Source organism: Romboutsia ilealis (assembly GCF_900015215.1).
Classification (GTDB): domain Bacteria; phylum Bacillota; class Clostridia; order Peptostreptococcales; family Peptostreptococcaceae; genus Romboutsia; species Romboutsia ilealis.
The window spans coordinates 1357110-1379155 of record NZ_LN555523.1; the positions used below are offsets into that span (position 1 = coordinate 1357110).

At 26.7% G+C, this 22046-nt stretch carries 20 protein-coding genes and 1 other annotated feature; of the genes, 3 read left to right on the top strand and 17 right to left on the bottom strand.

Annotated features, from left to right (window positions below):
• Positions 1 to 3 precede the first annotated feature (3 nt).
• From CRIB_RS06375 to CRIB_RS06400, 6 genes are all read right to left on the bottom strand, one after another.
• A complete protein-coding gene (locus tag CRIB_RS06375) occupies positions 4 to 549 on the bottom strand; it encodes an NADH peroxidase (protein ID WP_180701568.1) in 546 nt (181 codons plus the stop codon).
• 213 nt (positions 550 to 762) lie between these two features.
• Complete coding sequence (locus CRIB_RS06380) at positions 763 to 2583, bottom strand: ABC transporter ATP-binding protein (RefSeq protein WP_243633474.1); 1821 nt, start codon at positions 2581 to 2583, stop codon at positions 763 to 765.
• Positions 2573 to 4306, bottom strand: coding sequence for an ABC transporter ATP-binding protein (locus CRIB_RS06385; RefSeq protein WP_180701569.1), 1734 nt, complete (start codon positions 4304 to 4306; stop codon positions 2573 to 2575). The genes CRIB_RS06380 and CRIB_RS06385 overlap by 11 nt, the downstream gene beginning before the upstream one ends.
• A 24-nt stretch (positions 4307 to 4330) precedes the next feature.
• Positions 4331 to 4783 carry a MarR family winged helix-turn-helix transcriptional regulator gene (locus CRIB_RS06390; RefSeq protein ID WP_180701570.1) on the bottom strand — a complete coding sequence of 151 codons (453 nt, stop codon included), beginning with the start codon at positions 4781 to 4783 and terminating at the stop codon, positions 4331 to 4333.
• Positions 4784 to 5034: 251 nt separating this feature from the next.
• The gene (locus CRIB_RS06395; RefSeq protein ID WP_180701571.1) at positions 5035 to 5973 is read right to left on the bottom strand and encodes a hemolysin family protein; all 939 of its coding nucleotides are present in this window, start codon (positions 5971 to 5973) and stop codon (positions 5035 to 5037) included.
• Positions 5974 to 6301: 328 nt separating this feature from the next.
• Positions 6302 to 7141: a DegV family protein gene (locus CRIB_RS06400; protein WP_180701572.1), complete on the bottom strand. Its 840-nt coding sequence runs from the start codon at positions 7139 to 7141 to the stop codon at positions 6302 to 6304.
• A gap of 211 nt (positions 7142 to 7352) precedes the next feature.
• Between CRIB_RS06400 and CRIB_RS06405 the strand changes: the two genes are divergently transcribed.
• The gene (locus CRIB_RS06405; protein WP_180701573.1) at positions 7353 to 7907 is read left to right on the top strand and encodes a TetR/AcrR family transcriptional regulator; all 555 of its coding nucleotides are present in this window, start codon (positions 7353 to 7355) and stop codon (positions 7905 to 7907) included.
• A 305-nt stretch (positions 7908 to 8212) separates the two neighbouring features.
• Here the strand turns inward: CRIB_RS06405 and CRIB_RS06410 are convergent, their stop codons facing one another.
• Both CRIB_RS06410 and CRIB_RS06415 read right to left on the bottom strand, forming a co-directional pair.
• Positions 8213 to 8767 (bottom strand): sugar O-acetyltransferase, encoded by a 555-nt coding sequence (locus tag CRIB_RS06410; protein WP_180701574.1) that lies wholly within the window; start codon positions 8765 to 8767, stop codon positions 8213 to 8215.
• Between the two features lie 22 nt (positions 8768 to 8789).
• Positions 8790 to 10430: a glycoside hydrolase family 13 protein gene (locus tag CRIB_RS06415; RefSeq protein ID WP_180701575.1), complete on the bottom strand. Its 1641-nt coding sequence runs from the start codon at positions 10428 to 10430 to the stop codon at positions 8790 to 8792.
• Between the two features lie 125 nt (positions 10431 to 10555).
• Between CRIB_RS06415 and CRIB_RS06420 the strand changes: the two genes are divergently transcribed.
• On the top strand, positions 10556 to 11446 hold the full coding sequence (locus CRIB_RS06420; RefSeq protein WP_180701576.1) for an AraC family transcriptional regulator: 891 nt from the start codon (positions 10556 to 10558) through the stop codon (positions 11444 to 11446).
• Between the two features lie 107 nt (positions 11447 to 11553).
• Here CRIB_RS06420 and tyrS read toward each other — a convergent pair whose 3' ends face one another.
• From tyrS to CRIB_RS06435, 3 genes are all read right to left on the bottom strand, one after another.
• Positions 11554 to 12777: a tyrosine--tRNA ligase gene (gene tyrS / locus CRIB_RS06425; RefSeq protein WP_180703681.1), complete on the bottom strand. Its 1224-nt coding sequence runs from the start codon at positions 12775 to 12777 to the stop codon at positions 11554 to 11556.
• Between the two features lie 59 nt (positions 12778 to 12836).
• Positions 12837 to 13093: a binding site (T-box leader), on the bottom strand.
• Positions 13094 to 13157: 64 nt separating this feature from the next.
• Positions 13158 to 13991, bottom strand: a complete 834-nt coding sequence (locus tag CRIB_RS06430) for a glycerophosphodiester phosphodiesterase family protein (RefSeq protein ID WP_180701577.1) — start codon at positions 13989 to 13991, stop codon at positions 13158 to 13160.
• A 20-nt stretch (positions 13992 to 14011) separates the two neighbouring features.
• A complete protein-coding gene (locus tag CRIB_RS06435) occupies positions 14012 to 14974 on the bottom strand; it encodes a DUF2232 domain-containing protein (protein ID WP_243633476.1) in 963 nt (320 codons plus the stop codon).
• 425 nt (positions 14975 to 15399) lie between these two features.
• Between CRIB_RS06435 and CRIB_RS06440 the strand changes: the two genes are divergently transcribed.
• Positions 15400 to 15840, top strand: a complete 441-nt coding sequence (locus CRIB_RS06440; protein ID WP_180701579.1) for a GNAT family N-acetyltransferase — start codon at positions 15400 to 15402, stop codon at positions 15838 to 15840.
• Between the two features lie 171 nt (positions 15841 to 16011).
• Here CRIB_RS06440 and CRIB_RS06445 read toward each other — a convergent pair whose 3' ends face one another.
• The 6 genes from CRIB_RS06445 to CRIB_RS06470 form a co-directional block, all read right to left on the bottom strand.
• On the bottom strand, positions 16012 to 17190 hold the full coding sequence (locus CRIB_RS06445) for an MFS transporter (protein WP_180701580.1): 1179 nt from the start codon (positions 17188 to 17190) through the stop codon (positions 16012 to 16014).
• A gap of 183 nt (positions 17191 to 17373) precedes the next feature.
• Entirely contained in the window at positions 17374 to 17964 is a 591-nt protein-coding gene (locus tag CRIB_RS06450) for an ATP-dependent Clp protease proteolytic subunit (protein WP_180701581.1), read from the bottom strand.
• A gap of 147 nt (positions 17965 to 18111) precedes the next feature.
• Positions 18112 to 18399 carry a hypothetical protein gene (locus CRIB_RS06455; RefSeq protein ID WP_180701582.1) on the bottom strand — a complete coding sequence of 96 codons (288 nt, stop codon included), beginning with the start codon at positions 18397 to 18399 and terminating at the stop codon, positions 18112 to 18114.
• A 53-nt stretch (positions 18400 to 18452) separates the two neighbouring features.
• Entirely contained in the window at positions 18453 to 19529 is a 1077-nt protein-coding gene (locus CRIB_RS06460; RefSeq protein ID WP_180701583.1) for a M24 family metallopeptidase, read from the bottom strand.
• Between the two features lie 251 nt (positions 19530 to 19780).
• Complete coding sequence (locus CRIB_RS06465; RefSeq protein WP_180701584.1) at positions 19781 to 20674, bottom strand: cation diffusion facilitator family transporter; 894 nt, start codon at positions 20672 to 20674, stop codon at positions 19781 to 19783.
• Positions 20675 to 20865: 191 nt separating this feature from the next.
• Positions 20866 to 21906 (bottom strand): ABC transporter substrate-binding protein, encoded by a 1041-nt coding sequence (locus CRIB_RS06470; protein ID WP_180701585.1) that lies wholly within the window; start codon positions 21904 to 21906, stop codon positions 20866 to 20868.
• Positions 21907 to 22046: the final 140 nt, after the last annotated feature.

Below are 22046 nucleotides of genomic sequence, written 5' to 3' on the forward strand. Positions count from 1 at the left end.
ATATTACTTTGTGAAATGTCTTTCTAATAATCCTAAGAATGCTTTACCATGTCTAGCTTCATCTTTACACATTTCATGAACTGTATCATGTATAGCATCAAGTCCTAATTCTTTAGCTCTCTTAGCTATTTTTAATTTTCCTTCAGTTGCTCCGTATTCAGCTTCAACTCTTGCTTTTAAGTTAGCTTGAGTATCTGCAACAACAACTTCTCCTAATAATTCAGCAAATTTAGCAGCATGTTCTGCTTCTTCAAATGCTATTCTCTTATAAGCTTCAGCAACTTCTGGGTAGCCTTCTCTATCTGCTTGTCTACTCATTGCTAAGTACATTCCAACTTCTGTACATTCTCCAACAAAGTTTGCTCTTAATCCTTCTAATATTTCTTCATCTACACCAGCAGCTACACCTATTCTGTGCTCATCTGCCCACTTCATTTCACCTTTCATTTCTTCAAACTTATCAGCACCAACTTTACATACTGGACATACTTCTGGAGCAGTTTCTCCTTCATGTATATATCCACATACTACACATACAAATTTCTTCATAATTTTTCTCCTCCTAATATAAAATAATCAATCTGATTTATTTTTATTGTTTATTTTCCTATATTTCATATATACCCCTTGAAATATACTTTAAACAATAAATATTAATTTTTTAATATTTACAAGCATATTTTAGCATATTTTACCTTTTTTTATCAATGATTTATTTTTACTTCTTTTATTAATTTTTAATAATCATACTATAATTTTTTATTATATACTAAGTCCACTTCTAAATTGACTATTATAAAGATTTGCATAGAACCCTTTTGCTTCTAAAAGTTCATCATGAGTTCCTTTTTCAATTATTTCTCCATCTTTTACTGCTAAAATAACATCTGCATTTCTTATAGTACTTAATCTATGGGCAATTATAAATGTAGTTTTACCTTCCATTAAATTAACCATAGCATTTTGTATGTGTACCTCTGTTCTAGTATCTATAGATGAAGTAGCCTCGTCAAGTATAAGTATTGATGATTTAGAAAGTATCGCTCTAGCTATAGCTAATAGCTGTCTTTGACCTTGCGATAAGTTACTTCCATTATCACTAAGTACAGTATCATAACCATCTTCAAGTTGCATAATAAAATGATGCGCATTTGCAAGTTTTGCTGCCTCTATTATTTCTTCATCAGTTGCATTTAAATTACCATATTTTAAGTTCTCTCTTATACTTACTGAGAATAAATAAGTATCTTGTAGTACTACTGCAACTGATTTTCTTAAACTTTCCATAGTTATATTATCTATATCTATACCATCTATAGTTATAGTTCCGCTATCTATATGATAAAACTTGTTTAGTAGATTTATTATAGTAGTTTTACCAGAACCAGTAGGACCTACTATTGCTATAGTTTGACCTTTGTGTGCAGTTAAGTTTATTTTATTTAAAACTTTCTTATTTTTATTATAAGAGAAATCAACGTTTTCTAACTTAACTTCACCATCTAAGTTTTCTACATCTACAGCATCTGATTTATCTACTTCTGATTCTTCATCCATTACTTCAAATACTCTTTCTGCACCTGCTAATGCACCTTGTATTGTATTTGATATATTAAGTATTTGATTTATAGGTTGGTTAAAGTTTCTCATATATAATATTATCGAGAATATTACCCCAACAGTTATATCCATACCTTTTAAAAGAAATACTCCACCGCAAATAGCTAATATCAGATATGTTAAGTTATTTATAAAGTTATTTATAGGTCCCATAAATCCTGATAGAGCTTCTGCTAGTATTGAATATTTAGTTATATTTTTATTTATCTCACTAAACTCTTTCTTTACCTTTTCTTCTTGAGAAAATAATAAAACAGCTTTTTGTCCTGATACCATTTCTTCTATATACCCATTAAGTTGACCTAATCCACTTTGCTTTTTAACAAACAGTGGTTGAGTACATTTTACTAAAGCTCTAGTTGCTAATATTGTAATAGGTGTTGTAATTAATCCTATTATAGTCAATGTTTTATTTAACATAAGCATTGCTATAAGCATACCTACTATATTTATAACACCTGATATTAATTGAGTTATACTTTGTGACATAGTCATATTTATATTATCTATATCATTTGTAAGTCTACTCATTAAATCCCCACTTGAGTGAGTATCAAAATATTTTAATGGTAAATGTTGCATTTTTTCATATAAATCTTTTCTTATTTCTGCTGAAGTTTTTTGGGCTATACTTACCATTAATCTATTTTGTATAAATGTAGATAATGTTGCTACTAGGTACATAAATATAAGTACTATACATATTCTAAATAAACCACTTATATCTCCTACTGATATATATTTATCTACTATCTCTCCATTTAATTTTGTACCCATTATACTTACTAATGTTGTTATTACACAAAATACAAATATAAGCATAAGAGATAATCTTTTATTTCCTATATATTTTAATATTCTAAAAGTTGTTTCTTTAGGGTTATTTAATTTTTCATTACTCTTTTCAAAATTTATTCCTGGTCCTCTTCCTATTCTTGGTTGTGGTACTGATTTAGCCGACACTCTCAAGCACCTCCTCACCTAATTGTGATATAGCTATACTTCTGTATATTTCACTAGTTTTTAATAATTCTTTATGTGTTCCTATATTGGCTATTTTTCCATCATCCATTACTATTATCTTATCTGCATCCATAACACCTGATATTCTTTGTGCAATTACTATAACAGTAGAATCTTTCATAGTTTCTTTTATAGAATTTTGAAGCTTTGCTTCTGTAGCCATATCTAATGCACTTGATGAATCATCCATTATAAATATTTTGGGATTTCTTATTAAAGTTCTAGCAATTGAAAGACGCTGTTTTTGTCCTCCTGATAAGTTTTTAGCTCTTTGTTCTACTTCACTGTCAAATTTATCTTCTTTATTGTTAATGAATTCATAGGCTTGAGCATTAACTGCGCTATCAACTATCATATCTTTAGATGCATTTTCATTACCAAATCTTATGTTACTTTCAATAGTTCCGCTAAATAGTATATTTTCTTGAAGTACTATTCCTATATTTTCTCTAAGTTGACTTAAAGATATATCTTTTATATTAGTTTTACCTATTAAAATTTCACCTGAACTTACATCGTATAGTCTTGGTATTAAATTTACAAATGAACTCTTTCCACAACCAGTTGATCCTATAATTCCTATAGTCTCTCCTTGTTTAGCCGTAAAAGATATATTTTCTAATACATTTTCACTATGTTCATTGTATCTAAATGATACATTTTTAAATTCAATATCAAAGTTTTCTATTACCTTAGTATTTTCTTTATCTTTTATACTAGTTTCAGTTTCAAATACTTCATTTATTCTTGTAGCTGATGCTTTAGCTCTTGAGTAACCTATCATTATATTTATAACCATTACTACAGAACCCATTATTTGAAGTAAGTAATTAATAAATGCTACTATTTTACCTATTTCTAAGTCTCCCGCATTTACCATATTACCACCAAACCATAATACAGAAACAACAGTTAAATTCATTATTAATGTAGCCATAGGCCATAGTATTAAGTTCATATTTTGAGATTTTATACTAGTATTAGTTAATTCTTCGTTTGCTTCTATAAATCTACTTTTTTGAGTATTTTCTATTGCAAATGCCTTTATTACCTTAACTCCTAGTATACTCTCCCTCATTACGGTATTTACATTATCTATGTTTTGTTGAACCTTAGTGAACAATGGTAATAATTTTTTTAATATAAACAATACTGAAACTGTAATTATTGGTATCGCTATTAAAAATATAGTAGATAATTTAGGACTAAGTATATAAGCCATAATTATCCCACCAATTGCAGTAAGAGGTGCCCTTACCATCATTCTAAGTGCCATATTAGTCATCATTTGTATTTGTGTTACATCATTTGTAAGTCTTGTTATTAGTGATGAGGTTTTAAGTTTATCTAACTCTATAAAAGATAGTGTTTGGATTTTATCAAATAATCCTTGTCTTACCTCTTGCCCTAAATTCATAGATGCAACTGCTGCTAAATATGAACATGCAGATCCTGCTATTAAACCAACTATTGACGCAATAACCATTTGTATACCTATATAAAGTACATAGTTTAAGTTTCCATTTGCAACACCTGTATCTATTATTTTAGATAATAATGTTGGTTGTAGTAAGTCCATTGCAACTTCTAAAAACATTGCTAATGGTGCAAGTATTGCACATACAATTGCTGATCCTTTTAAATACTTAAACAATTTTATCAAAGTCAATCTCCTCCTTGTATTTAATTAAAATTTATCTTTTTTTCTTTTTGCTAAGTTTTCATATAATCTATTTAAAGTATTTATAGCGTCAATTCTTTCTTTTTCTGAAAATCCATCAAAGCAAATTTCATCTAATTTTAAAAATACCTTTTCAACCTTTTTTTGAGCTTCTATTCCTTTTTCAGTTAAAAATACATTTAATATTCGTTTATCTTTTGGATTTCTTTCTCTATATATAAGCTTTTCTTTTTCCATAGATGATAATATACTCGTAACCGTAGCTGGCTCTATTTTACAACAAGAAGCAATCTCTCTTTGGCTACAACCAGGATGATTAATAATAAAATCTAATAATTTTGGTTTTCCCTCTGTTAAATTTACTTTTTGAAATTCTATTTTTGCCATTTTTCTATGAGTTTTATTTAATCTTATTAAACTACCATGTAATGAATTTGCCCTTATACCTTTTTTAAACATAATCTTCTCTCCACTTCAAATTCATTAGATATCTAATCATTAGATGTCTAACTATTTATATACTATCAAATCTCAAACTTTATGTAAAGGAAAAATATTATCTTTTGAAACCTATTATCATCAACAATTTAATACAATTAAGTATAGTATTTACTCGAAATACACTTTAATTATTTAAAAGTTCTATTTTTTACTCTAAAATAAAAGAGTATGTTTACTTAAATTTAGTTAACATACTCTTTATTATTAAGTTAATTAATATAACTTACTCTTACTTTTTCAATTTTTTTATTACTAACTTTTACAACTTCTATATTAATATTATCTACATTTATCACTACTTTTTCATTAGATTTTGGTATTTCCCCTAATTTGGTTATTATATAACCATTTAAGGTATTATACTCACCTTCTTCTAACTCTAAATTAAAAGCTTCATTAAATTCATCAAGCTCTATACTACAATCAACTATAAATATACTTTCATTAATTTTTACAATATTGTTATTTTCTTTATCGTACTCATCTTCAATATCGCCAACAATTTCTTCTACTAAATCTTCCATGGTAACTATACCACAAAATCCACCATACTCATCGATAAGTATAGCCATGTGTATTTTGTTACCTTGTAAAATTTTAAATAATTCATTAGTTTTTTTACTTGTTGGAACAAAATATGGTTTATGCATTATTTCTTCTAAGTTAATATTCTCAAACCCTCTATCTTTTGCATGTATAAGTATATCTCTAACATGAACTATTCCTATTATATTATCGATATTATCTTTATATACAGGTATTCTTGAATAGTTAGAGTGTAAAAGTTTATCTATATTTTCTTCAACATCGTCATCTATGTTTATTGAAAAAGTATCTTTTCTAGAAGTCATAATATCTTTTGACCTTGTATCATTGAATTTAAAAATACTTTCTATCATATCTTTTTCATAAGTCTGTATTACTCCTTCTTCTTCAGATTTACATATTAACGATTTTATATACTCTTCAGATACTTTACCATTTTCTTTTTCTGATCTATATTTTTTTAATATATTAGATTTAATAAATGTACTAATCTTTAAAAATGGTCTAAGTAATATTGATAATATTGAAATTATTTTCTTTTGAATTGTTAGTAAAAATATTAATATTGGTTGATTTGAATGCCTATGGGAATCAGATTCCATACTAATTTTTTACCTCCTTTTTCTTACTAGATAATATGATACTATCACAATAAATGTGAGATTGCAATTAATAATTTATGTTAAAATTCATTGTATTAATATATATTATTCTTATCTATTTAATTGATTATATTATTTATCTGTTACTTTATTTATTATTTAATCAATTATAAATAAAATTATTTATATTATTGTAAAATCAATTCTTAAAATTCCCCTATATAATATATTTATAAAATGAATGAAGTTTATGAGATATAAAAGTTTTATTTGTAAACATCTTAATAAATATATTGTAAAAAAAAATGTTAGCATTTGCTAACATTTTTTATAATACACTTATTAATACCGCACCTTTTGATGCATATGTACCCATAACAGCTCCTACCTCTGATATCATAATACTTTTAAAATTATGATTTTTAAGCATCATTTCTTTTACTTTAAGTGCTTTATCTAAACAATTTGCATGTGCTATAGCTAATGATTTTACTTCACCTTTTTTAATTGAAGAACATACATTTTCAACTACTTTTTTTAGTGAATTATTATCTCCTCTAGCCTTATCACAAGGCTTAACTTCACCATTTCCTATTTTTACTATAACCTTAAAGTTTAAGGCATTTATAAGTTTACCAGCTATAGGATTTATTCTTCCCCCTTTTATCGCATTTTCTAAAGTTTCTAATGATCCATAAAATACTATATCATTTTTTAGAGATTCTATAATACTTACTATTTCATCTAAACCTTTTCCTTCTTCTGCTAATTGTGCTGCTTTAACTATTAAAAGTCCTTGACCTATAGAACCTGTTTCTGTATCTATAACTGCAACTTTTTTATTTGGATATTCTTCCTCAAACATGCTTTTAGCAAGTACTGCTGTTGAATATGTTCCTGATAACTTTGAAGCTAGAGTTATAACTAATATCTCCTCTTCCTCACCTTCATAACTTCTCATAAATCTTTCTGGTGAAGGGCAAGAAGTCTTTGGAAGAACTGGTGAATCAGCCATCATTTTATAAAATTCAGCTTTTTCAATCTCTCCATCTGCATATATATCATCTCCAAAAGCTATGTTAAGAGGTACTATTTCTATATTATATTTTTCAGCTATCTCATTATTTAAATCACAAGAGCTATCTGTTACTATTCTAATCTTTTTCATATATCTCACTCCATTTAATATTCTCATATCTTTTCAGTCGGTCAGTTGACCGTTTTTTTATTTTAATTTTATACTCAATCTATATTAAAGTCAATAATTAAAATTACCAATTATATAACATAAACTATAATTACATATAATTAATTGACAATAATATTTACTATATTTATAATTTACTTAGTAAAATGCGAAATTCTAGGATGGTATTTGTATGAAACAAAATAATATGAAAGAAACAATTTTATCAGCAGCTACAGATTTAATAATAAAACAAGGGATAAAGAACACTTCTTTAGCTGATATAGCTAAAGCCACAAATATAAGCAAAGGTACATTATATTATCACTATTCTTCAAAAAATGATTTAATATGCGCCATTGCAGATATGCATTTAGAAGCTATAACAAAATCAGTACTAGATTGTGTTTATGGAATAGGAACTGATGATGATTCTGTTAATATGGTAAATTTAATAATGGAAAAAATATCATCTATAGAAGGCAGAGGAAGAATACATATGTATCTCTTATGTGAAGCTATAACGGAAAATAATACTCTAAGAGAATCAATTAAAGTTAAGTATTTTGAATGGAGAAATACTCTAAAACAAGAAATTTCTAAGGCCGTTAAGGATAATACAGACGCTGAAGCTCTTTCCTTTTTATTGGTAGCTGTAGTGGATGGTCTTGTTGTTCAAGGTATTTTAAAATCTGAAACTATTCCTTATGAAAGAATTGCTAGTTTCTTATTAAAAAGCTGGTTATAAAAATTTAATTAACTTTAGTAATTATAAAAAAAATTTATATACACCACTAGATACTTGCTAAAAAAGATGGTATATTAGACCATCTTTTTTAGTAAGTATCTAGTGATATATCCCACAATATTACTAAGTACTCTTAATTAAAATAATATTGTACATTTTATTAAACAATATTTTTATAAATAAATACTATATAATTTTATATACATCTATCTAAGTTTCATTAATAACCTATTAAAATATAGTTAACTTGATTAAATAAAAAAGCGGAGTATATCTCTACACTATTTCTTAATTCATTATTATTCTTAATCTATAGTTTTTATAACCCTACATGGATTTCCAACTGCAATAGTATTATTTGGTATATCTTTAGTTACAACACTACCAGAACCTATAATAACATTTTTACCTATCTTAACACCAGGATTTATCGTAGTCCCTCCACCTATCCAAGTACCATCTCCTATTTCTATATCCTTAGCAAATTCAAACCCTGACTTTCTAAGAGATGGTGATATAGGATGACCTGCTGTAAATATATTTACATTAGGACCTATTAATACATCATTTCCTATAGATACCTTTGCACAATCAAGTACTGTTAAATTATAGTTTGCATAAGAATTTTCGCCCCAGTGTATGTTATATCCATAATCACATCTAAAAGGTGGCTCTATATAAAATTTTTTTCCGACTGATCCAAATAATCCTCTTAATAATTTATCTCTTTTTTCTATTTCATTTGGCTTAAGCGTATTGTACTCATATAAAACTTCCTTAGCATACTGTCTTTCATCAGTTAATTCTTCACCAAAAGGTAAATACAATTCTCCCATTATCATCTTTTCTTTTTCTGTCATAATAATTATTCCCCTTATTATATTATTTTAATTTATATATTATAGCTTCATACGGTCTTAAATTTATTTTTTCTATATCTTTACTTGAATCCTTGTAGTTACTTAATAAAATTTCACAACCTTCATACTTTATAGACTTATCTAGTACAAATTCTTCGTCTTTGTCATAGAAGTTAGCTACTACTAATATTTTTTCATCATTTAATTCTCTTATATATGAAAATATTGAGTTGTGATCTTTATATAACAATTTAAAATCACCATATACAACTACATCTTCATTCTTTCTTATTTTTATAAGTTTCTTATAATGATTAAATATTGAGTTTTCATCTTCTAAATTATTCTTAACATTTATATCTACATAATTTGGATTAACCTTTAACCATGGTTTTACTTTACTAAATCCACCATTTAAGCTATCGTCCCATTGCATAGGAGTTCTTGCGTTATCTCTTCCTTTAGCATATATAGATTTCATTATATCTTCTTCTTTATAACCTTCACTTATACGCTCTTTGTACATATTTAAAAGCTCTATATCATTGTATTCATCAATACTATCAAATACCACATTAGTCATCCCTATTTCTTCCCCTTGATATATATACGGAGTTCCCTTTTGCATATGTAGTACGGTTGCTAACATTTTAGCACTTAACTCTCTGTATTCTTCGCTGTCATTTCCCCATCTTGAAACTATTCTTGGCAGGTCATGATTATTCCAAAATAAACTATTCCATCCTTCATTATCTAATTCAGTTTGCCACTTATTAAATACTTCTTTTAATTTTATAAAATTAAGAGGAGCTAAATCCCACTTAGTTTTACCTGGTATTTCATCTAAAGATATGTGTTCAAATTGGAATACCATACTAAGTTCATTTCTTATCGGGTTGCTATATAATTTAGCTATTTTAGGAGTAGCACCCCAAGTTTCACCTACTGTTAATAAGTCATATTTTCCAAAAGTGTTTATATTCATTTCATTTATGTATTCATGAAGCTTAGGACCATTAGCAGTTATTAACTTATCAGGTTCTTTTCCTACTAGGTCTATAACGTCTAATCTAAATCCACCTACTCCTTTATCTATCCAGAAATTTATCATATCGTATAACTCATTTCTAACTTCTTCATTTTCCCAATTTAAATCTGGTTGTTTTTTAGAAAATAAGTGTAAGTAGTATTCATTACTATTTTTATCTAACTCCCATGCACTTCCGCTAAATGTTGATTTCATTTCATTTGGCTCTTTACCATCTACTGGTTTTCTAAATACATAATAATCTCTATATTTACTATTTGGATTTTTCTTAGCTTCCATAAACCACTTATGTTCATCTGAAGTATGATTTAATACTAAGTCCATTAATATCTTTATTCCTCTATCATTAGCTTCTTTCAACAAATTGTCCATATCTTCCATCGTACCAAATTCATCCATTATATCCCTATAATCACTTATATCATATCCATTGTCATCATTTGGAGATTTATATACTGGTGATAACCATATTACATCTATCCCTAGTTCCTTTAAATAATCAAGTTTCGATATTATTCCTCTTAAATCCCCTATACCATCATTATTACTATCACAAAAACTCCTTGGATAAATTTGATAAACTACTGAATTATGCCACCATTTTTTCTCTAGCATATTCTCCCCCCCTATTTTTATTTAATTGTAATATATCTATAATGCTATTATAATAAAATAAAAGTATTAAATTCTATAAATATATTGATATTTAATAACATAAAACTGACTTTAAGGGGATTATTATGGTAAATGAAAAACTTGAGGAAAAAAGAAAACATGGTAATTTTTTATTACCTCTTGGAATTTATGATGTTGATTTAGGAGATAAAGAATATTCAATATCTGCCCATTGGCATAAAGAAGTCGAAATAATATTAGTAAAATCTGGTGAATTTAATTTACAAATTAATTCTGATTTTTATACTTGCAAATGTGGTGATATAGTTATTATAAATTGCGAAGAACTCCATTACTTAATTGCTAAAGAAAATGTGTATAGTGAATTTACAAGCTTAGTATTTGATGTTTCTCAACTAAATAGCTCTATACTTGACAGTTCATCAGTTAACTTTATAACACCTATTGTAAATAAAAAGTTTAAACTTCCAACAATAATAAATGAAAATTTTAGTATTTATAATAATTTAAAGGAAATAATTCTAAAAATTATTGAAGTTTATAGTCATAAATATTATGGTTTTGAACTAGAAATTAAAGCTTTAATGTTTAGTTTTTTTGCTAATATCTTTAAAGAGAACTTAGTAATAAAAAAAGATTCTACATTATCAGATGACAGTAAAATTTTTAAGATAAAAGATGTTATAAAATACATAGAAGATAACTATAGAAATGATATAAATATAAATACATTAGCTAATATTTGTCACTATAATGAATATCATTTTATGAGATTTTTTAAGAAATACACTGGTAAAACATGTATTCAATTTATAAAAAATTATAGACTTGAAAAATCATATAATTTACTTAAAACTACAGATTTATCTGTTACTCAAATCTCTTTTGATGTAGGATTTTCAAATGTATCCTATTTTATAAGAAGTTTTAAGGAAAAATATAAAGTCACACCTAAAGAACTTAGGTTAAGAGTTGATGATTCATTTAAAGTTTAACTATTGATATAATTATTGTTTATATATATCACATAGCTTTTATATTTTAAATTTATTATACGTAAAAATCCCTAGAATTTTCTCTCTAGGGATTATATAAAATAAGATTATTTTAAAACTACTTTCTTGAATTTTTTCTTTCCACGTTTTATAACCATACCGTCACCAGCTAAAGCATCTTTAGTAAATGTAGCTTTTACATCAGATACCTTTTCTCCATCTACAGTTACTCCACCTTGTTCTATGTTTCTTCTAGCTTCAGATCTAGTTGGTGCAAGTTCTGCTTTAACTAATAAAGATATTAAATCTATAGCTCCATCAGTTAAATCTGCTTCTTCTATTTCTGTTGTAGGCATATCAGCATGAGCCGCTCCTGAGAATAAAGCTCTTGAACTTTCTTGTGCTTTTATAGCTTCTTCTTCGCTATGAACAAGTTTAGTTAATTCAAATGCTAATACTTCTTTAGCTTCGTTTATTCTGTTTCCTTCCCACTTTTCTATTTCTTCTATTTCTTCAAGTGATAAGAATGTTAACATACGCATACATTTAAATACGTCAGCATCAGCAACATTTCTCCAGTATTGATAAAATTCAAATGGAGATGTTTTGTTAGGATCTAACCATACTGCACCATTTGCAGTTTTACCCATTTTATTTCCTTCTGAGTTAAGAAGTAATGTTATAGTCATTGCATATGCATTTTCACCTAATTTACGTCTTATTAAATCAGTACCAGCAAGCATGTTACTCCATTGGTCATTTCCACCTAATTGCATTTGGCATCCATATTTTTCATATAAATGATAGAAGTCGTAAGCTTGCATTATCATGTAGTTAAATTCTAAGAAGCTAAGTCCTCTTTCCATTCTGTTTTTATAACATTCAGCAGTAAGCATTCTATTAACACTAAATTGAGCTCCTACTTCTCTTAATAAGTCAACATAGTTTAAGTCTAATAACCAATCAGCATTGTTAACTAATAAAGCTTTATCTTCTCCAAAATCTATAAATTTACTCATTTGCTTTTTGAAACATTCACAGTTATGATTTATTTGTTCTGGAGTCATCATTTGTCTCATATCTGTTCTTCCTGATGGGTCACCTATCATAGTTGTTCCACCACCAACAAGTGCTATAGGCTTATTTCCTGCCATTTGTAATCTCTTCATTAAACATAAAGTCATGAAGTGACCAACGTGTAAACTGTCTGCAGTAGCGTCAAATCCTATATAAAATTTTGCTTTACCTGCATTTATAAGTTCTTTTAATTCATCTTCGTCAGTTACTTGAGCAACTAAACCTCTAGCAACTAATTCATCGTATACAGTCATAGTCATTACTATTCACTCCTTATAATTGTTTTTAGTATAAAAAAAGCTCTCGTCCCAATATAAAGGACGAAAGCATTGCTTACGTGTTACCACCTTAGTTCATCAATATCTCACAATATTGACCTTAATAAGTACGCCAAATTTTGGTTATACTTTAACACTGTAACGTGTGCCAATACGTTAATCCCTACTAGTTGTTATCTTTGGGGATTACAGCTCAAAGATGTATTCAAATTAACTTGTCTATTTCCTTTCACCAACCGGAAACTCTCTGAAAGACTACATTAATCTTACTTATTCTTTTCATAGCATTTAAAAATAATTATTATATTTACTTCATTATATTAATACGTAATAATTTTGTCAACCTATAATATAATTTATTTCGGTAAAAAATTTTCAAATATTATATTATCACTATATTTATATGCTTTTTCCATAGCTTCCTTATTTTTTACGGTCCATATAATTATAGGAACTCCTTTTTTTCTTAAATTTTCTAACTTTGACTTTGGAATACCTTCTAATTCATACCCTATATAATTAGGTTTACTTTTAAAGTTTAATAAAAGATTTTTTAAAGCAAATTTCTCAAGTGCATTTAAATTTTCACTACCTTCTGTAAAGGTACCTGATAATTGACCTCTTATAACTTCACTTGCATTATTTTTATACCACTGTAATATAAACGGATTAAATGATTGTATTGCATATTTACCTTCATATCCTTTTAATATTTTATAAGTTTTTTCTGATAGTTTTATATAGTCTTTACAATCTTTTATTTCTATTAATATAGCAACTTTATTATCTACTAATTCTAACACTTCCTCTAAAGTTGGTATTCTTTCATTAGTTTTTCCTAATCTTAAGTTTTTTAATTCATCATAATTTACATCTTCTATATTTCTAGTATCATTAGTCATTCTCTTTAGGTTTTCATCATGAAAGACTACAACTTCTTTATCTTTTGTAAATTGAACATCAAGTTCTATAGCATAATTATTTTTTACAGCATTTTCAAACGCACTTAATGAATTTTCTGGAATATCTTCAGTATATAACCCTCTATGTGCTATGGGATTTTCTTTTATCCAAGATATTTTATCTTCGCTAAGAGCTTCCCCTGCAGTTAGAAAATTATAAAAAACTGTAACTCCGCATGCAAGTGCTAAAGCTATTGATGACATAATTATTATCTTGGAATTCTCCATATCCAACACCCCCTACAAAATTAGTTCATTAAATTATCTAATATATAATTTTGCCTTACCCTTATATCCATCCTCTTATCTAATATAATATTAAATAATATTATTAGTAGTACAGCTATTTTAAATGCTAATACTAATATTAATATTGTTATTAGTAGTGCATATCTTGCATAAGATACTTTTTGATATTTAGATAGTATATAGTTTTGAATTACATTATATCCATCTCTAATAATAAAATACGCACATAAGTAGCTAGCACATGTAGATATAGTTATTAAGTATGTATTATTTATTTCTATATTCATAAATTTAAATATTTGAAAAATTAATAAGTATAATGAACATCCATAAAATACTTTCTTCGAACAAGTTATAAATCTAGAATACGCTTTAAAATTCCTAATAATGTTATACTTTTTTTTAGAATTATTCTTTAATATTTTTAATTTATTACTAAAGATTAATCCTAAGTAATATACACTAAACATCATTCCAAATGGAAACATTGCAATTAGTAAATAATACATTGTATTTGCAACTTCTTTATTATTAAAAAACTTTATATATCCCTTAAATTCCTGCATAAAGCTATAACCTATTAGTTTTGAGGCATATATATCTATAAATACCATAAGAAGTACAGATAATATAGACCCATATACTAAATCATCCATTATAGTAGTGTTCATTTGTAAAAGAACTCCACATATTATTCCTAAAATAACGCTTTGACTTGCCCAAATAGCTGTTCCAATATTACCTAATACTAAACCTGTTATTACAAGTGAAGTTACACCTGATAATATGCTATATTTAATGTCACATTTTAAGCATATTACAACAAAAAATATTGGTACTATAAAATCTAAATAAAATGTGTATCCAAGTCCAGTAGATACAAAGAATATAGTTCCTACAACAAATAAAGCTGACATAAGTGCAGCTTCTGTCATTTTTTTAGTATCATTCAAGTTAAACATCTCCAAATCTTATTAATTAATACTTATAAATATTAATTATATCACTTATTTACAATGAAATCTAATTAGAAATCTAACTATTAAATAAATTTATTAAAAACTAAAATCATATAATTTTCCTACTTTTATAACTTTAAATCAATTTTTCATAAACCATTACTGCTTTTTTATTTATCTACATATAGTTTAATTTGATGTATGACCCTTTTTATTCTTACTCCAAATGCTCATAGCTTATATTATTAGCTTATAAATTTTATATATTTAACTTTATAGTGATTGTATAAAAATATCAATTCTTTTAAAATTTCTTTATACTTTCATTATATTTACAACCGATTTAAATTATAAATTCTTAATGTATTAATATTCTTATTTTAAAATGCTATAATAACACTTATAAAAGTATAAAAGGAGGATCATCAATGTTTATAATAAAACACTTTGAGGATTTAAGCGTAGATGAATTTTTTGAAATAGCTAAAGCTAGGTATGAAATTTTTGCATGTGAACAAAAAATTACCCAGGAAAATGACTTTGATGATATTGATAAGAACTGCTATCATATTTTCTCTTTAGATAATAACACAATTATATCATATGCAAGGATAATACCTAAACAATATAGTAGCTATGAAGATACTTCTATAGGTAGAGTGCTTGTAAATAAAAATTATAGAAGGAATGGATTAGCTAAAAAGTTAATGTTAAAATCTATTGAGTTTATAAATAATAATCTTAACGAAGAACATATAACTTTATCTGCTCAATATTATATAAAAGATTTATATAAATCTTTAGGATTTAAAGAAATATCAGATGTCTATGATGAGGTAGGTATTCCTCATGTAAAAATGAGATTATAAAAATAAATCTATATTAACTCGTTGTGCTAGTTAAATTTTTCAATAATAAAACTCTAACAAATATAGTATCCTAAGATTATCTCTACTAATCTAAAGGAGGATTATATATGCTAGAGTTTAATAATTATTATATCCAAGATCAAAAAAATTTAACTGATTTAATTATACAATTCAGGTAGTAATTTTTTCAGTTTTTTCAGTAAAAGAAACTCTAAACATTAAAATACATACTATTAAACAACATATTCCACTTAATATAAACGGTAACTTATTTCCTATATCAAATATAAATCCAGAAGCTAAAGATCCTATAATCATACCTATGGCTTTATAAGAACCTTGTATTCCCATTATTTCTCCATAATTATCCTTAGCAAGTTTTGATACAATACTTTGTTGTATTGGAATAACTAAAGCACTACTTCCAACAAATATCATTATAAACATAAAGCTCAGTATTATATTATTAAATAATGAAGCTACTACCATACTTATTCCTGATATTATACAAGCAGCTACTAATGTATATTTTTCATTAAACTTTTTACTTAGATAAGGATTTATCCATAGGTTCATAATTAATGCTATAAATCCTGCAATAGCCATAACTATACCATTTACCATTGTCGGCATATTAAGAACTGATTCTAAGTAATAATTTATTGTAGAGTTATATGAAGTTGTTGCTATAGTTACTAAAGTCATAACTATCATCATTGTACTTAGTATAGGAGTTAATCTAGTATTGTTATTTCCTTTTTTCAGATGCTTTGTATAAATTTTAATCTTACCTTGTTTTTTATCTATAGTTTCATCTACTATAAAATATATAATACCTGCAACTATTAAACATAGTATAAACTGAGTTAAAAATGCAAATTTATATCCATATCCACCACAAAATCCGCCTATTAAAGCTCCTGCTGAACTAGCTATAGATGTTGTAGCTGTATGATATGACATATATTTTGTTCTTTCTTCTTTTGAAGATATATCACTTACATATGCTATACATGTAGTTATAAATGATACTGACATTGCACCGCCTGTTATTCTAAACAAAAGTATTAGTGGCGTACTTTCTATAAATCCAAATCCTAATTGACTGATTCCATATCCAATTACACCAATAACTAAAAATCTTTTTCTTCCTTTTTGATCAGACATCGATCCCCATATAGGAGACATCACAAAGTGAGCTATTGACATTGTTGAATATAACACACCAAACATATATGTTGGCATACTTAGTGCATTTATAAGCGATGGAGTTACTGGATGTGCCATATTAAAAGTAGCCATCGTTATAAAGTTTATAAACAATATCTTTTTCATTTTATTCTTGTCCATAATTTCTCCTTAGTTGTTTTATTTTTTCACTTTTAATATTATACCATAATAATTAATACATAAATTTCGTGAAATTTTTATATTTTTATAAAAATTAAGAAAATAATACATAATAAAAGCCTTATAATCATAAAACTTTAAATGATTATAAGGCTTTTTATTATTTTTTATATTATATTACTATTATAAATTAGGCAATTCGTCATAACTTGTTATAACTTTGTTTACTATACCATATTCAACAGCTTCTTCTGCATTTAACCAATAGTTTCTATCTGTATCTTTTTCTACCTTTTCTAATGGCTGACCTGTTGCATTACTTATTATATTATTAATTCTTTTACGCACTCGTACTATTTCTTTTGCCTCTATATTTATATCTGTCGCTTGCCCTTGGCATCCGCCTAGCGGTTGATGTATCATATATCTAGTGTTTGGTAATGAATATCTATCTTCTTTATCTGCTGCAAGATATATAGTTATACCTGCACTTGCAACCCATCCAGTACCTATTATAATAACACGAGGTTTTATAAACTTAATCATATCATGTATAGTATCCCCTGCTTCTACATGACCACCTTGACTGTTGATAAATAGTTTAATTGGCTCATCTCCCATTTCTTGTAGTATTAATAATTGTGTTGCTACTTTTTCAGCTAATTCTTGATTTATCTCTCCTGAAATAATTAATGATCTAGAGTTTAATAATTTTTCTACTACTGCATTAGATGTCTCTTTTGCATTTTCTTGTTTTTCCCCTTGATTATTCATGTGTTCTACCCCCATTTAATTCTTATTTTTAATATAATAACCACTTACTAATAAGTATAGCACAATTATTTTTAGTCTACGTTTATATTTTTGTTCAATTTAATATTTTATCTATTACACCAAATAATTAAAGGTCATATTTACTTATCAGTAATTATACATAAATAATTTGAGAACTTTATTTATATCATCTTTACATTCATAAAATACACCTTCATCTCTAAGTGCACATAAAAAGTTAACTGACCATAAAAGTGGTATTAAACACATATTAAATAACCAATCTAATATTCCTTGACTAGTAAGTTTATAAAAGAAGGATTCAGATGTCTCTATTTTTGCTTTTGCTTTATCATTCTTAAAACTGTCTATATCTTTATTTACTTCATTTACATCATATCCATATAACCAATTTGATGATGTAACGCTTAGCAAACAAAGTCTTGATACTTTCTATTAATTGAATTTAGAAATAAATTTTACATCAATTATTTTATTATTTTTAATTCTTTATTGTATTTGTTTAATATTTCATGACCATCTTCTGTAACTAAAACTAAATCCTCTATTCTAACTCCAAATTCACCTGGTAAATATATTCCTGGCTCTACCGAAAATATCATACCTGGCTCTAATATATCAGTATTTACAGATGATACATCTCCCATATCATGAGTTTCTATTCCTATAGAATGACCTGTTCTATGAGTAAAATATTTTCCATATCCTTTTTCAGTTATATATTCTCTAGCCGCATTATCTATATCACAGAATCTAATACCTGGCTTTACCATAGATATAGCTCTTTTATTAGCTTCAAGTACTATATTAAATACTTCTTTTGCTTTTTCAGGAGCACTTTTATAAAACACTGTTCTTGTCATATCTGAACAATAATTATCTTTAATACATCCTATATCAAGTATTACACAGTCACCTTCTTTTACCATTTCTAAACCACACTGAGCATGAGGGTCTGCTCCATTTTTTCCATAAGCTATAATTGGATTAAATGAAAAACCGTCAGCTCCTAATTCTTCATATATAGTTGCTAATCTTTGGGCCATCTGCTTTTCTGTTAATCCTTCTTTTAATAGATTTTGAAGTTTCTCCATAGCCATATCATTTATATGAGATGCATTTCTCATAAGCCTTTTTTCTTCTTCATCCTTGTACATTCTTAGTGTGTCTATTATAAAAGATGCATTTACATATTTATTTTCAGTATTTAATTCCATAAGGTGTAATAAAAATCTAGCTGGCCAATTTTTATCTACTCCTATCGTTTTACCTTTTTCTATGTATTCAGATATTATTAAAACTCCGTCCTTGGTATCATCAAACCAAACTTTTTCTACACCTAAATCTTCATGTACCGGAAATAACTCATTTATAAATAATTTATGATTTCTATTTATATTAAGGTATAAAGCTATTAGTCTTTCTCCTGGATGAATCATTTTACCCGTTAGATAAAATATAGCTTTTGGATCTGTAACTAACATTTGAGGTATATCATTCTCTTCCATTTTTATCAAAATTTTATTTAGTCTATTTAATTTCACAAAATCACCCTTTACTAGTAAATTTTATTTAATTATGCCATATAATTCAATTTATTAATCATTTTATTATAATTAAATCTTAATCACTTTTATATTATATCCAAAGAATGATAATAATTATATGTTCATAGCGTATATTAAGTGTTAATATACATTTGTATTTAATTTCGTTTTATTAATATTTTAAATATATAATATTCTATAAAGATACAAGAAACATAAACGGTAGGATTCTTGTATCTTTATATATTTTAATTTTTAGAGTTTTTAATTTCATTTAAATATGGTTCTACATGTACTGTTACACCTTTTATAAAATCAATATTTTTAAGTATTATGTTTTCTAAGTTGTTAGCTATATCATGACCCTTATATACTGTCAAATTTTTATCTACACATATTACTAAATCAACGTAGGCCATAGCTCCATATTTTCTAGTTCTCAAGTCTAATATATCTTCAACGCCTTTTGTATTTTTTACTATAGATATTATTTTATCCTCATATTCTTTACCAATAGATAGATCCATAAGCTCATTTGCAGAATTTAATAATATATTAACTCCTACCTTAGAAACAAATAATGCAACAACTATAGTTGCTAAAGGATCTAAAATCTTAAATCCTATTATTGCTCCACCTATACCTATAAATGCTGCTATAGATGATAAAGCATCAGATCTATGATGCCAAGCATCTGCTTTTAATGCAGGAGAATTTATCCCATTTGCTACTTTAATAGTTATTCTATACTGATATTCTTTTATAAGTATTGATATAACAGAAACTATTAATGGAAGTATTGTTGGAACTTTAAGTTTATCTATATTAATTAATGATATAACACCTCCATATCCTATTTTTAAAGCCACAAATATTAATACTATAGATAATAAAAGTGCTACTAAAGTTTCTGCCTTTTCATGACCATAATTATGTTCTTTATCATTTGGACTCTTTGATATCTTATTTCCAATTAAAACTCCTATTGAAGTTAAAATATCAGATGCTGAATGCAAACCATCTGCTATTATAGCATTTGAATTTCCAAGTACTCCTGCACCTATCTTTATAATAGTTAAAACTATATTCCATATAATTGATAATCTTGTTATTTTGTTTGATTCATCATATCTTGATTCCATTTTTATGCCTCCAATTTATACAAAATAATTATCAATTGATAACCAAATAGTATAAAATTATTTAATAATATCATTATCATTTATCTATATTAATTGATAATGATACTATGTATCAAAATCTATAGTAATAGAAAAAGGATTATATCAAGTATGATAAATCCTTTTTCATAAATATCTACATAAATTTTACTTTACTTGGCATTTTCTATAGCTTTATTTGCGAAATCAGTATTTACTATATCATTATAAACAGGTGCTTTATCTAATTCACCCGCTTCTTCCATTATATCAACTAAATTATTTAAACTTTCTTCAGTAAATAAAGGAGTTTCACACCAAGCGTCTACTGATTTATATCTATCAACAACACTTATTAAATCATTTAGTGATAAGTCATTAAAGAAAGGTTGCATAGCTTCTGCTATTTCTTCACTTGAAGCTGTTTTACACCATTGTTGACCTTTATATAATGCATTAGTAAATCTTTGTATTAAATCTTCATTATCTGCCATAAAGTCTTTAGTTGTTGAATATGCAGTATATGGAACTTCTCCTATTGCTTTCGTTGCTAATTCTCCTACTGATGCAACTATATACCCTGTTTTTTCTTCTTCCATTTGAGTTCCTGTAGGTTCAAATGCTGTTGTAAAGTCAGCTTCTCCACCTGCAAACGCACCAGCCATTACACCAAATTGTACATCTGTTCTTACATTAACTTCTCCTGCTTCTGTATTTGTACCTATAGTTAAACCATTTTTCTTTAATACATATTCTAATGTCATTAAAGGTACTCCACCTGCTCTTCCACCTAACATTTCTTTACCTTTTAAATCCTCAAGAGTAAAGTCTGGCATTTCTTCTCTAGCAACTATGAAACTTCCATCTGTTTTAGTAAGTTGTGCAAAGTTTACTGCATAATTTTCGCTACCTTGATTGTATACATATATAGAAGCCTCTGGCCCCATAAGTCCTATTTGAGCTTCACCTGAAATTAATGCAGACATAGTTTTATCTGCTCCTGAAGTATTTATTATATCAACTTCAATACCTTCTTCTTCAAAAAATCCCTTAGTTACAGCTGCATATTGAGGTGCATAAAAAACTGAGTGAGCAACTTCCGCTATAGTTACTTTATCTAATTTCTTATTGGTAGTTGTTGTTTGATTACATCCAGTAAGACACATTACACTTAATGCTAAGGAGCTAGTTACCGTAATAAACTTCTTAAACATGAATAAATCCCCCTTGAAATTTAATAAGATAGTATATATTATGGCTCTCTCCTTAAATTTGTTACTAAAATTAGCTTGATAGTCCTATCTTCAAATTATTTTTCTACTACTATAATATCATCTATTTATATCATATTTTT